This window comes from Enterobacter asburiae, assembly GCF_008080435.1.
Taxonomy (GTDB): Bacteria; Pseudomonadota; Gammaproteobacteria; order Enterobacterales; family Enterobacteriaceae; genus Enterobacter; species Enterobacter asburiae_C.
Genome location: NZ_VRKN01000002.1, coordinates 509088 through 523353 on the forward strand (window position 1 = coordinate 509088; position 14266 = coordinate 523353).

The window sequence follows — 14266 nt, forward strand, 5'->3', positions numbered from 1 at the left end:
CGGCTAAACTGTTGTTACGTCGTTACATACTGCCCGAAAGTCGAATGAAACGCACCGTAATTATTGATCAGTCATCACGAATCTGACTGATTATTCAGTAAGGTTATGCTTCACGGCGCAGATAATGCGCCGCGAGTGCATAATAATCAAACAGCTTTAACCGCGATCGTCTCGCCCTGCATGCGTTTACGCAGGGTACGTTTGGTACGGTCAATAACATCACCTGCCAGCTGTCCGCACGCTGCATCAATGTCATCACCACGGGTTTTACGCACGATGGTGGTGAAACCATACTCCATCAGCACCTTGGAGAAACGGTCGATACGGCTGTTCGAGCTACGGCCATACGGCGCGCCCGGGAACGGGTTCCATGGGATCAGGTTGATTTTGCACGGCGTATCTTTCAGCAGTTCAGCCAGCTGATGCGCATGTTCAGTACCGTCGTTGACATGGTCAAGCATCACGTACTCGATGGTCACGCGGCCCTGGTTGGCGTTGGATTTCTCCAGATAGCGACGCACCGCCGCGAGGAAGGTTTCGATATTGTACTTTTTGTTGATCGGCACAATTTCGTCACGAATTTCGTCGTTTGGTGCATGCAGGGAGATCGCCAGCGCAACGTCAATCATGTCGCCAAGTTTGTCCAGCGCAGGCACAACGCCAGAGGTAGACAGCGTGACGCGACGCTTGGACAGACCAAAACCGAAGTCATCCAGCATGATTTCCATCGCCGGAACCACGTTGGTCAGGTTCAGCAGCGGCTCACCCATCCCCATCATCACCACGTTGGTGATAGGACGTGTACCGGTTACTTTTGCCGCACCCACGATTTTCGCGGCACGCCAGACCTGGCCGATAATTTCTGACACGCGCAGGTTACGGTTAAAGCCTTGCTGCGCGGTTGAGCAGAATTTGCACTCCAGCGCACAGCCTACCTGCGAGGAGACACACAGCGTGGCGCGGTCTTCTTCCGGGATGTAGACGGTTTCAACGCGCTGATCGCCTACCGCAATCGCCCATTTGATGGTGCCATCCGCTGAGCGCTGCTCTTCCACCACTTCCGGTGCGCGGATTTCAGCCACTTCTTTGAGCTTGTTGCGCAGGACCTTGTTGATGTCAGTCATGTCATCAAAATTGTCGCTGCAGTAATGGTACATCCACTTCATGACCTGATCGGCACGAAACGGCTTTTCGCCCATCTCTTTAAAGAACTCGCGCATCTGCTGACGGTTCAGATCCAGCAGGTTGATTTTTCCATTTTTATTGGGAACCGCAGGAATGGCGACTTCGGAGGTATTCACTAATTCAGACATAATATTTTCCGGCCTCGTTGTTACACGTTATGGCCCATGGAGGGTTGAATAGAAACGCCCCGGAAAGCAGTCTGCTCGTCCGGGGCGTTGCATTGTACAAAGTCTGGCGCAGGGATGCCACGTCTGGACGCGGCATTTACGAAAATAATGTGTAAACGAAACCGTTAAATTAACGGGTACGTGGACACACTTCGCCTTCTGCGAAGAAGAAAGCGATTTCGCGTGCAGCAGATTCAACAGAGTCAGAACCGTGGGTGCCGTTCTCGGTGAAGCTGTCAGCGTAGTCCGCGCGCAGAGTCCCTGCCAGCGCGTTGTCCGGGTTGGTTGCACCCAGCAGGTCGCGGTGACGCTGTACTGCGTTTTCACCTTCCAGCACGGATACCACGATTGGACCGGAGGTCATGAACTCAACCAGGCCGTCAAAGAATGGGCGACCTTCGTGCTCAGCGTAGAAACCGCGAGCCTGCTCAACGGTCAGGTGCAGCATTTTGGTGCCAACAATTTTGAACCCTGCAGATTCAAAGCGAGCAAAGATGCTGCCAATAACGTTTTTTGCCACCGCGTTTGGTTTGATGATGGAAAAAGTACGTTCAATAGCCATGATAACCTCTGTCAATGTTCTGTTGTTTTGCATACCTGAGTATGGTGTGGCGCGGATTATAATGAGCAATAGCGCCATTGCCTATGGATTCAGGTAACATTTTTTTAAAATAAGACGAGTTTTAGCAACAGCTCACATCTGAAAGCTGTTTTCAGATCACTGCAGCGTAAAATTCACCGTCGCGACCTGCCCGGTCTCATCCATAACGAGTAACTGATAATCGCCCGGTTTATCGAGCTGTAATGTGTAAACTCTTCCCTTCACACTCAGCGGTTCACCGTTCAAAAACCACCAGCGCTCACCGCTGTTGCCGGTCGCCTGAAGCGGCAGCGAAACGCGGGATTCCCCCGGCAGACGTTTGATGATGGCCCCCTCGCGCACGCCGGTCAGGATGAGTGGCGCAGGTGCGTCCTGCGACAGCGGAGGACAGGTTGTTGATGAAGGAGGGACCCGTACCGCGCGACGCTCGCTCGCAGGCAGCCACGGCTCCAGCGGCAGCGGCCAGACATCAAGGACTTTTTCCGTTGCATCAGGGCAATCTGCCGCCACACGTTTGCCCGTTTTATCCAGCCAGACCGGGAAACGAATGCCGCGTATGCCTTCCTGTTCGGGTAATAGCAGCGTGGGCGGTTCACTTCCTTCAAGCAGCCAGGTGGACAGGCGACGCCGACAGTTTTCACTCCCTTCCGGCAGCGACTGGCCGCCAGGCCAGCAGATCACGCCCTGCCCGACGCTTTCCGGACGCGGATCGCGCGGCAGGCGGGCTTCGTCCACCGTTGAGCGTGACTGAAGCAGGTTATTCACCTGGTTTAATAGCGGAACCGCGCTGGCGAAACCAAACTGCCCCGCCACGGGCGTGCCGTCCGGTCGTCCGGTCCAGATGCCAATCACGTAACGGGCATTCAGACCGATGGCCCAGGCATCACGGTAGCCGTAGCTGGTGCCTGTTTTCCACGCCAGCGGCGCGATTTGCGGTAACGCATTATCCGGGAGCGGCTGCGCCTCGTTCGCCAGAATACGGCGAATAATCCACGCTGAGCCTTGCGATACCAGTGGACGTTCAATCAGCGGATCGCCCGGCTGTAACCGAAGCCTTCCCGCCTTACCGTGTCGGGCAAAGGCGCTGTAGGCCGCGGCGATATCGGCCAGCCGGGCGCCTGCCCCGCCGAGGATCAGAGAAAGATTCGGCTGCGCCCCCGCGGGCAGGATCAGCGGCAAGCCCGCATTGCTCAGCATCCCGGCAAAACGTTTTGGCCCATAGGCTTCTAGTACCTGCACTGCGGGCAAGTTGAGGGAGCGCACCAGCGCTTCACTCATGCTGACCGGTCCGTGAAACCCGCTGTCAAAATTCCCTGGACGATAATCACCGGTTTTTCGGGGAACGTCCTGCAGCAGCGAGGCGGGATGGATCAGGCCATCGTCCAGCGCCATACCGTAGATAAAGGGCTTCAACACCGATCCCGGGGATCGGATCGCATTGACCATATCCACGTGGCTAAAACGCGTGTCATCGTTAATATCCACCGATCCGACCCAGCCGCGCACTTTCATATCGGTGTGATCCACGACGATCATCGCCAGCGAGCTGCGAGCCGGCAGACGAGATTTCCAGTTCATCGCCAGCTCTTCCAGCTGCCGCTGCAACCCGGCATCCAGCGTGGTGACTATTTTAGTGTCGCGGCTTTTGCCGAGCATCATGCGCGCAAAGAGCGGTGCCAGCTGTGGCATCTGTCGGGGCGCCAGCCATACCGATTCTTCCCGCGACTCTTTGACCTGCTTCGTGGACCAGACGCCCTGCGTGACCATGCGGTCGAGCACTTTATTTCTCGCCGCTTCGGCCCGTTCAGGCCAGCGGTCCGGACGTAAGCGGCTGGGTGCCTGCGGCAGTACCGCCAGCAGCGCCGCTTCGGAATAGCTGAGCTGCGACGGCGGTTTGCCAAGATAGGTCCAGCTTGCAGCCCCGACGCCCTGCAGCGTGCCGCCAAAGGGGGCGCGGTTGAGATAGAGCGTCAGGATGTCGCGTTTAGAGAGGTGCCACTCCAGCTGCATCGCCCGCCAGAGCTGACGAACTTTGCCGCCAAAGGTGCGCGGATGCGGGTCCAGCAGGCGTGCCACCTGCATGGTCAGCGTACTGCCGCCAGAAACGACTTTGCCAGAACTGAGATCCTGCCAGGCGGCGCGCAGAACCGAGAGCGGGTTTACGCCAGGGTGATCCCAGAACCAGCGATCTTCGTACTGGATCAGCGCCTCAAGATAACGAGGAGAGACCTCTTCAATCGTAACCGGGTAGCGCCAGATACCGTCGCTATCGGCAAAACGCCAGAGCGGCGTGCCCTTCTCATCCACCACCACCCGGGCGGGGTTAACCTCTTTCAGAGGTAACGGCCACAGGCGGTCGGCGACGACAATCAGCCCCCATAAAACGAGAAGCGCTCCCGCCAGCCATAGCCAGCGGGAGCGTGTCAGACGTGCCATTCGCATATTATGGAACAACAATCAGCGGGCCGCTGGCCGCCCCCGTTGCCCGCCACTGCGGAACATACATCGACTCCACCATTGGCACTGGCACCTGATAGGTTCCCGGCGTCACGGCACGGGCCAGATAGACCAGCGTGACCGGCTGACCTTCGTTTACCGGCACGGCAGCCACAAAGCGGTCGTCGCGGAATTCCATATGCTGAATATCCGCCTGCTGCATCTGGCTGAGCAGGTTCTGTACCTCACTGCCGCTGTCCTGCAGGCTGGCACTGCTGCTCGCCAGGTTCTGGTTTTCCAGCTCCAGACCCGCAGGGAGGAGATCCACCACCAGCGCATCCGGCACGTTCTGGCTGGCTTTAACTTCCAGCCACACCAGCACCAGTTCGCCGCTCTTCAGCGAAGAGAGCGATTTACTGCTGCCGTCGGTTGCCAGGATATGACGTTCAACCTGCAGCACGTTCGAGCTTGGCTGAGGCGCATTTTCAGGATAACCGGTGCTGTCCAGGCGGACCCACAGCGGTGTCGTTCCGGTATTAGTCACCTGCAGCGCACCAAGCTGGTCACCGCTCACGTTTTGCACCAGTGACTTATCTCCGCCTGATGCGTTCTCAGACAGAGAAGTTTTCGCCTGCCACGTACCAGACAAGGTTTGCAGCGAACGTCCCGCCAGGAACAGCGCATTGCTCTCCTGCGTTGACAGCCAGCGCTGACTGAAGGCCTGTTCGGACAGCGCATTCAGCAGCGTATTTTGCGCATCCGGCAGCAGCTTATACTCCTCCAGCAGAGAGAGCATCAGCGCGTTATCGCGAAGCTGGCTGCCGTAATCGGCCATCCAGGTTTTGCTGTCGTTACGCGACGTTTTGAGCGCCAGATCCAGCGCCTGCTGACTGCGCGGGGCATCACCCATCAGTTTAAGCGCCATCCCCAGCTGCATCAGCGGCAGCCCGGAAGCCGCCTGCCCGTGACGATCCCAGATTTCACGCAGCGCGCCCAGCGGCGCTTTTTGCTGACGCGCCAGCACCAGTGCGGCATAGGCCTGCACGGCGAACTTGCTGGCCTGAGTATCGTCGCTATAGCGAATGGACATCATGCCCGGATCCTGCAGATAGCGCAGCAGGCGGTTATTGGCGTTATTCACTGCATCGGCAGGTACGCTGTAACCCTGCTCGCCCGCGCGCACCAGGAAGTCGGTCACGTAGGCCGTCAGCCAGTACTCTTCCGGACCGTTTTTATCCCACAGCGCAAAACCACCGTCTTCACGCTGCATCTGCAACAGACGAGAGATGCCAATATCAATCGCTGCACGGCGCTTGTCATCGGTGTCGCCCTTGATGCCAAGTGCAGTAAGCTGCGCCGCGTTGGTGTAGAGCGACGGGAACAGGCCACTGGTGGTCTGTTCCAGGCAGCCATATGGGTACGCCTGCAGTTCGCGAATATAGCGCGCCAGGTTCAATGGCGGCTTGCCGCTCAGCAGCAGTTGCCCCTGCAGGGTGGCAGGCGAGAAACCGTTGATATGCTGCGCCGGAGCGGTCCAGGACTCACCCGGGTTCAACATCGCGCCAGTGTTTACCGTCTGCGCCGGGAACGCCGGACGCACGCCGATTTTCCAGCTCTTCTGCTGTGGTGCGAAGGTTTCGCCCGGAAGCTGTAGACCGGTCACCTGTGCGGTCACCTCACCGTCACCATAACCTTCCAGCGCACGCACCGGAATAAACAGGGTAGTCCGCGCGCCCGGTGGCAGTTGCACCGGCTGCGGCTGCCCGCCTTCCAGCGACAGTTTGCCTGTCGCGGTCAGGGCGACGTTAAGCGTTTGCGGCTTGTCGGTCAGGTTGGTGAGATCCAGCGTCAGCCGCGAGGTGTCTCCGCTCGCCAGGAAGCGCGGCGTGTTAAGCTCGGTAATAACCGGTGCGGCCACCACAACCTTGCTTTCACTGCTGCCAAAATCGTCTTCCGTCCAGGCCTGCGCCATCAGACGCAGTTCGCCGTTGAAATCACCAATCGGCAGCGTAATCGTGCCTTCTCCGTTGGCATCCAGCGTGACCGGCTGTGCCTGCTGGGCAATAATGGTGACGTGGTTCACCGGCGGTTTGCCGCCGCGCTTCAGCTCATCGCCGTCACCACCAAAGCGCAGCGCGGCCAGGCGGCCCTGCCCTTCAATGACCTGGCCGTAGATATCGTAGATATCCGCGCCGTAACGCTTCTGGCCGAAGAAAGCCTGCCACGGATCTGGCGTAACGTAATCGGTAATGTTCAGCACGCCGCTGTCCACCGCCGAGACCAGGACGTTCACTTTCTGCGGCACAGCCCCCTCTTTCACACTGGCTTTCACCTTCACCGAGAGCGTCTGGTTTGGACGCATCTTCTGCGGGTTATCCAGCGCAATATTCAGGCGGCGATTTTCGTCGCCCATCGGCAAATGCAGCAGGCCGACCGCGCGTTTAGGCGTGGCGGATTTGGATTTATCCCCGGGACGTACCACCAGCGTACTCAGGTAGAGGTCGTGACGTTTCCAGGCTTTGTCGACCGGGATAGCGAGATCAAGCCCGTTTGCCGGTACGTCAATCTCTTTCCACCACAGCGGCCCTTCGCTGGACTCGATCATCGCATAGCCCTTCCCTGCTGCCGGCGCCGCAATGTGCAGGTTGATGGTATCGCCTGGCTGATAGGCTGGCTTATCCAGTTTCAGCGTCACGCGGTCAGGGCGCGCAGCTCCGGTGCCGTCGCTGTTATCCTGCCAGCTATACCCCGCCCAGAAGCGCACGCTGCTGACCATCTCATCAGGCGCTTTAACCTCCAGACGGTATGAACCCCACTCCACCGGGAAGGTGACTTTACCCGTCTCGTCGGCTTTGAGAGTCAGTTCCTGCTCACCTTCGACCAGGTCTTTCTGATCAAACTGAGATTGCCAGCCTTCGCTCTCAGACCAGTTCCAGAAGTAGTCCCGACGCTCGCGAATGAGACGAACCTGTAACCCGGAAACGGCCTTTTTCGCTCCGCTGGCATCGGCATAAACGATGTCGAAGCTGGCGTTGCCGTTCTCGTCAACAATCGGTTGGTTGACGGTGGTATCGGTGCGGTAGTCGTAAACGGCTTTACTGGCGAACTGAGGGCGAATACCCGGCAGCTCAGCCGCCGGCCAGATAGCCTGCTCAGCACGACGCGTCACCGGACGACCGCCGGACTCCAGCAGGCTCGCCTGCAGGATCAGCTGCAGCGGAGAGTGCACCTCTTTCCACTGGCTTTCAGTGGTGACCTGTCCACGGCCCTGCTCGTCCAGCGTAAGCTGTACTTCATCCAGACCGCGGCTCAGGTTCTCCTCGGCGATATCGCCAAACTGGAAGCCCGGCAGCGCAGCCACCGCGTCACGCAGCGGACGCAGGAAAAGCTGGCCCTGCAGAGAATTACCGTTGGCGGGTGCGCCATACAGGTAATAGCCCACCACGTTAAAGTCGACGTTATCCTGCGGTGAAACCGGCGTTTTTTGTCCGCTCAGGTTGAGCGCCATACGCTCTGGCATGAAGTCTTCGACGTGGAAGTCCCACAGGCGCTGAAGGTTATCGCCCGTGTTGGCGCGGATATGCCACATACCGGTCTGTGCGCCGCTGTCCAGCGGATAGTTAAAGCGATAGAGTCCGTTCTCTGGCTTGACGACAATCGTACGCGCGACCTGTCCATCCGGACGCAGCACGTCAAGCTTCACGGGCTGATCCGGAAGTGGCTTACCGTCACTGTCGCGCAGTAAGCCGTTGAGGATCACCGTTTCACCCGGGCGGTAGAGATCGCGTGGACCAAACATGAAGAATTGCTTGCTGTAGCCCGGACTCCCCGCGATATCAAACTCCGCCAGGTCGAGGGCCGGTAGCTTGAGGTCAAGCAGCGTAGTCTGGCCATCTTTACTGGCCAGGATCAGCGCGGCCTCTTTGTCGGTTTCAAGCTTCGCATGGCCGTCGGCATCGCTGTTTGCTTCGGCAAGAGTCTGGCCTTTGTCATTCAGCAGGGTGACGGTCACGCCGGACTGCGCCGCACCGTTTTCCAGACTCTGGGTGAAGATGTCCAGACGGTTGTGATAACGGTGAGCGGACAGCCCAATATCGCTTAAGGTAAAGAGCGTCGCGGCGTTGCTGTAGTTGTAGTGCCCTGCCTGGTTCATGACCGCGATATAAACGCCAGACTGCTGGAGCGGTTTAATATCCTTCAGGGGTAACAGCAATTTTTCGCGCGTATTGCGCGCCGGATTAAGATCGAATCGACCGGTGTAAACCAGCTCCGCCATCTTCAGCAGGTTCTCGGATTCCCAGTTGGTCAGCGAGTTACGGTACTCCCACTGGCTGACAAGGGAGGCCAGCGATTCAGGCTTCACGCGGTAAAAGTTGACATCAACATTGTTGACGTTGAGCGCCATCACCGGCAGACCTTCCACCACTTTGCCCGGCAGCAACGAGCCGCGGCTGGCAAAACCAACAGTCGGTTCAATGTCCCGGGTGGTCAGGGCTTTTTCATAATCAATGCCAAACGTCGCCTTGTTCAGCGCCTGCAGGCCACGTTCAACGGTGACGACCAGGTTGCGATTAGGCTCCAGATGGCGCAGGCGAAGCTCTTTCAGGTTAGGCGCAAGTTCCCACGCCCCGTCAACCTTGCCGCTTTTCTTATCCACAACATGCACTGTTTTCGCGAAATCCTGATCGGGATTCAACGGAACAGAAAAGGTCAGCACCAGCGTGGCGGCACCGTCGAGCTGAACTTCTGAGGTATCCAGCAACGTCAGTGCTTTTCCCTGACTCTGGGCGGCCAGTTTAGCCAGCGTTTCAGCATTGGGCTTTTCCGCGGCTTTCGGTGTTGATGCGGTGGATGCCGCGGGAGCCGCAGCCTGAGATTTATCGTCGCTGTTATCACAGCCGACAAGTGTAAACGTGGTAAGCAGCGCAAGAGAGAGCGCGGCTAAGCGAAACGGTTTCATCCTTTATCCCTGGCCCATGGAGCCTGTTGGTCGTCGTCCGGATAAGTATTATCCGCAAGTTTCATTAATTCAAAAAGTCCAATTTTAGAATCTGGAAAGCGCCTCGCAGAATGGCATCACGCCACTACGCCGTGATGGAAGCGCGATCACAGCACATAACGTCACATGTTACCTTTCACGTCATTTGTTTTTAAAACAATAAGATAGCTGGATAAGCGTACCTGAAGACTGCTAGTTTTATGACCATGACGCACCCCGAGTGCGCGGTTCAGAAAGAGAGAAAGCCATGAAACGAGCCGTGAACGCCCTACAAAATTTCGGAAAATCATTGTACGGACCGGTACTTATCTTACCCATTGTCGGTCTGTTTATCGCCTTTGGTAACGTGCTGGGTAACGGCAACCTCGCTGAATACCTGCCGTTTCTGGGCCATCCTCTGATTCAGCATATTGGTCAGCTTATCGCGAAATCTGCCGTGTCGGTACTGGTGAACCTGGCGCTGGTGTTTGCCGTCGGTATCCCGATTGGTCTGGCGACGCGTGATAAAGGCTATGCCGCGCTGATTGGTCTGGTGACCTTTGTCGTGTTCATCAACGCCATGAACGTCACGCTACAGTTGCAGGGCGCACTGGCGCCAGTTGCCCAGATGAAAGCGGCCGGGCAAAGCATGGTACTGGGCGTGCAGGTGCTGGAGATGGGGGTCTTTGCCGGGATCCTGACCGGGGCGCTTTCTGGATACCTGTACAACAAATACTCCAGCGTACAGTTTAACGGCGCGATGGCGATTTACTCCGGCCACTGTTTTGTCGCCATCGTCATGCTCCCCGTCTCCATGCTGCTCGGCGTGGTGATGAGTGAACTGTGGCCATTTGCCCAGCACGGCATTAGCGCCCTGGCGCTGGCCATCAAAGGCTCCGGGCCGTTTGGCGTGGCCATCTATGGTTTCCTGGAACGCATTCTGGTCCCCACCGGCCTGCACCATCTGGTCTATACGCCGTTTCTGTATACCGAACTGGGCGGCACGCAGGAGGTATGTGGCGCAACCTATCAGGGCGCGCGCAATATCTACTTCGCCGAGATGGCCTGCCCGGACGTGAAGCAGCTCAGCAGCACCGTGGTGTGGGACGCACGCGGCATCAGCAAGATGTTCGGCCTGCCTGCCGCCGCGCTGGCGATGTATATGACCGCAAAGCCGGAGCGTAAAGCCATTGCGAAAGCCATTCTGATCCCGGCGGCGCTGACCTCGCTGCTGGTCGGCGTAACCGAGCCGATTGAGTTTTCCTTCCTGTTTGTCGCCCCGCTGCTGTTCGTCGTACATGCGGTGCTGACGGGCATCGGCATGATGCTCTTCTCGCTGTTTGGCGTTCACGCCATCGGCGCCAACGGGATTATCGACTTCATCCTCTACAACCTGCCGCTCGGCACGGAGAAGTCCAACTGGCCGATGTACATCGTGGTCGGGCTGATCATGTTTGCCCTCTACTTCGTGGTGTTCCGCTTCCTGATCCTGCGCTTCAACATGAAGACGCCAGGCCGTGAGGATGACGATAAGGAGACGCGCCTTTACAGCAAGCAGGAGTATCAGGCGAAGGGCAATAACGACGGGCTGGGTGAATCCATCATGGTGGGGCTGGGCGGCCGGGAAAACATTGAAGTGGTGGACAACTGCTACACCCGCTTACGCGTTACGGTGAAGGATGTCGCCATCATCGACGAGCCGCGGCTGAAGGCGACCGGCGCAAAAGGGATTATCAAACAAGGTAACAACGTTCAGGTGGTCTACGGGCTGCACGTCAAAAAAATGCGAGAAGCCGTTGAGACGTTTCTCTGAAAGGAGCTAAAGATGTTTACACCCCCATTTATTCTGTCGATTGCCGGTGGCGGTAGCACCTACACGCCGGGTATTGTGAAAAGCCTGATGGTGCGCCTGCAGGATTTCCCGCTGGCCGAAATTCGCCTTTATGACATCGATGAGGCACGTCAGAACACCATTGCGCCCGTCGTCGAGAAGGTCATTCGCGACCACAGTCCGAGCATCAAATTTACCGTCACCAGTGACCCGGAAGTGGCCTTCAGCGGCGCGCATTTTGTGTTCGCCCAGATGCGCGTCGGCCAGTACAAAATGCGCGAGCAGGACGAGAAGATCCCGCTGCGGCACGGCGTGGTCGGGCAGGAAACGTGCGGACCCGGCGGTCTGGCGTACGGACTGCGCACGATCCTGCCGATGGTGGAGCTTATCGATCTGGTCGATCGCTACGCGCATGAAAAAGCCTGGATCGTGAACTACTCCAACCCGGCGGCGATCGTCGCGGAGGGCGTGCGCCGCCTGCGGCCAAATGCGCGGGTGCTGAACATCTGCGATATGCCTGTCGCCGCAATGCGCAATATGGGCGCTATTCTGGGTGTCGATCGCCGCAAACTGGAGGTGGACTACTTCGGCCTGAACCACTTCGGCTGGTTTACCCGCGTGTTGGTGGACGGCGAAGATAAGCTTCCAGAGCTGCGTAAGCATATCGCGAAGTTTGGCCTCCTGACGGAAGATGCGGCTAAAACCGACCCGCAGCATTCCGATCCGTCGTGGGTAAAAACCTGGCGCAACATTAAGCCGGTCATGGACAACTTCCAGGAGTATCTGCCGAACCCGTATCTGCAGTATTACCTGATGCCGAACCAGATTGTGGAGCATCAGAACCCGGACTATACCCGCGCCAATGAAGTGATGGACGGGCGCGAGAAAAAGCTGTTCGCCGCAGCCGAAGAATATAAGCGCGCCGGGATCCTGCCGGATGCCTTCCACGTAGGCGTCCACGGCGAGTTTATCGTCGATGTCGCCTGCTCGCTGGCCTTTAACCTGCGGAGTCGCCATCTGGTGATGGTGGAAAACCGCGGGGCGATTACCAACCTGCCTTACGATGCCGTGGTGGAAGTGCCCGCTTATATCACCTCCGAAGGCCCGGAACCGATTCGCGTCGGCCAGGTGCCGCTGTTCCATCAGACCCTTTTGCAACAGCAGCTCGCCTCGGAACAGCTGCTGGTGGAGGCGACCATCGAGGGCAGCTATGAGAAAGCCCTGCAGGCGTTCACCCTCAACCGCACCGTGCCGACCATGGAACATGCGAGAGCGATTCTGGATGAGATGATCGAGGCCAACCGCAACTACTGGCCTGCGCTGCAAAAAGCCTGGCAGGACGGCGAAACGGTGAAAAAATAGGGGCTTGCTCGCGAGTTGAACGTGGTTTGCTTGTCGGTGTCAGAAAAAACACCGACAATCCTTTTTTACGGAAAAGAATGGAGGCAACCCATGTCCACCTCATATTTTGTCGCCGCCGACTGGCTGATTGAGCACGGCGACGATCCGGAAGTCCAGATTATTGACGCGCGTATGGCCCCGCCGGGGCAAGAGCATCGTGACGTGCCCGGTGAATACCGTGCCGGACATCTGCCTGGCGCGGTATTTTTTGATATCGAAGCCCTCTCCGATCACAACTCTCCCCTGCCGCACATGCTGCCGCGCCCGGAAGCATTTTCCGTGGCGATGCGCGAGCTGGGCGTCAGCAAAGACAAACACCTCGTTGTCTATGATGAAGGTAACCTTTTCTCCGCACCTCGCGCGTGGTGGATGCTGAAGAACTTCGGCGTGGAAAAAGTCTCGATTCTGGCCGGCGGGCTTGCGGGCTGGAAGCGTGACGAACTGCCGCCTCAGCAGGGCGACGTAACACTGCCGGAAGGCGAATTCGACGCCACGTTTGACGCACACGTGGTGAAACGCCTGACCGACGTACTGGTCGTGAGCCATGAAAAAACAGCGCAAATCGTCGATGCCCGTCCTGCTCCGCGCTTCAATGCCGAAGCAGATGAACCGCGTCCGGGGCTGAAGCGCGGACATATTCCGGGCGCGCTGAACGTGCCGTGGGGCGATCTGGTGTTTGAAGGCGAGCTGAAAACCACCGACGAACTGCGCGCCATTTTCGAGCGTGCGGGTGTGGATTTGCATCGTCCGATTATCGCCAGCTGCGGTTCCGGCGTAACGGCCTGCGTAGTGATCCTGGCGCTCGCCACGCTCGGCGCGAACGACGTCACGTTGTATGACGGTGCCTGGAGCGAATGGGGTGCGCGAGACGATCTGCCTGTCGAACCCGCGAAATAATGGATAACCGCCTGGCCACGCTGTTAACGCGCGGGGCGTCACTGACCCGCGCGGAGTATCGCGTCCTCGCCCACCTCACGGAGCATCCGCTGCTGGTGGGCAACATCACGGTGCGCGAGCTGGCGCAGGCGACGTTTGTTTCTACCGCCACCATCATGCGGCTGTGTCAGAAGCTGGGGTTCAGCGGCTTTAGCGAGTTTATCTGGCACTGTAAACAACTACTCTCCGACACGCCGCATATTGCCGCCCAGGGGCAGTCGCTTCCTGAACTCCCGGCGCTGTTTAATCAGTTTATCGCCAACTATCAGCACACCTTTCAGTGGGTCACGCAGGAGAAGCGCCAGCAGTTTGCCGATCTGCTGCGCCAGAAAGAGAGCTTTTTTCTCTACGGCGCCGGGTTTTCCTATCTGTTTGCGGAGTACCTGACCAAGAAGCTGCAGGTACTGGGCAAAACGGCGTTTATCTCCGGGCCGGGAGACAGCCGGAATATTTTTCTTAGCAACGCCGCCCGCTATCAGGTGTTTATTGCCGTCTCGCGCAGCGGCGAAACCGAGCAGGTGCTGGATAAAGCGCGGATTGCCAAAAACGTCGGGATGACGGTCGTTGCCTTTACCCGCGCCTCGGCCAACACGCTGGCGGGGATGGCGGACGTGCACTTTGCGCTGTATGACGAAGCGGTACACTTCGCCGCCGAAGCCGCGGGGGTGACGTCGTTTGAGTCGAATCTGGTGCTGCTGATGGATTTACTGCTGCTGGAAGCAACGGGGTGA

8 protein-coding genes are annotated in these 14266 nt (G+C 58.1%); 4 read left to right on the top strand and 4 right to left on the bottom strand.

Going from position 1 to position 14266, the window contains the following annotated elements:
• Nucleotides 1-146 precede the first annotated feature (146 nt).
• From rlmN to FU672_RS05495, 4 genes are all read right to left on the bottom strand, one after another.
• A complete protein-coding gene (gene rlmN, locus FU672_RS05480) occupies nucleotides 147-1313 on the bottom strand; it encodes a dual-specificity RNA methyltransferase RlmN (protein WP_014171168.1) in 1167 nt (388 codons plus the stop codon).
• Between the two features lie 169 nt (nucleotides 1314-1482).
• Complete coding sequence (gene ndk, locus FU672_RS05485) at nucleotides 1483-1914, bottom strand: nucleoside-diphosphate kinase (RefSeq protein ID WP_003860625.1); 432 nt, start codon at nucleotides 1912-1914, stop codon at nucleotides 1483-1485.
• A 156-nt stretch (nucleotides 1915-2070) separates the two neighbouring features.
• On the bottom strand, nucleotides 2071-4395 hold the full coding sequence (gene pbpC, locus FU672_RS05490; RefSeq protein ID WP_148242446.1) for a peptidoglycan glycosyltransferase PbpC: 2325 nt from the start codon (nucleotides 4393-4395) through the stop codon (nucleotides 2071-2073).
• A 1-nt stretch (nucleotide 4396) separates the two neighbouring features.
• On the bottom strand, nucleotides 4397-9349 hold the full coding sequence (locus FU672_RS05495; protein WP_148242447.1) for an alpha-2-macroglobulin family protein: 4953 nt from the start codon (nucleotides 9347-9349) through the stop codon (nucleotides 4397-4399).
• 286 nt (nucleotides 9350-9635) lie between these two features.
• On the opposite strand from FU672_RS05495, the gene FU672_RS05500 reads away from it, so the two are divergent.
• The 4 genes from FU672_RS05500 (at nucleotide 9636) to FU672_RS05515 (ending at nucleotide 14266) form a co-directional block, all read left to right on the top strand.
• A complete protein-coding gene (locus FU672_RS05500) occupies nucleotides 9636-11180 on the top strand; it encodes a PTS transporter subunit EIIC (protein ID WP_148242448.1) in 1545 nt (514 codons plus the stop codon).
• A 12-nt stretch (nucleotides 11181-11192) separates the two neighbouring features.
• Nucleotides 11193-12560, top strand: coding sequence for a 6-phospho-alpha-glucosidase (locus FU672_RS05505; protein ID WP_148242449.1), 1368 nt, complete (start codon nucleotides 11193-11195; stop codon nucleotides 12558-12560).
• A 90-nt stretch (nucleotides 12561-12650) separates the two neighbouring features.
• Nucleotides 12651-13496 carry a 3-mercaptopyruvate sulfurtransferase gene (gene sseA / locus FU672_RS05510; protein WP_148242450.1) on the top strand — a complete coding sequence of 282 codons (846 nt, stop codon included), beginning with the start codon at nucleotides 12651-12653 and terminating at the stop codon, nucleotides 13494-13496.
• A complete protein-coding gene (locus FU672_RS05515; protein ID WP_148242451.1) occupies nucleotides 13496-14266 on the top strand; it encodes a MurR/RpiR family transcriptional regulator in 771 nt (256 codons plus the stop codon). The genes sseA and FU672_RS05515 overlap by 1 nt, the downstream gene beginning before the upstream one ends.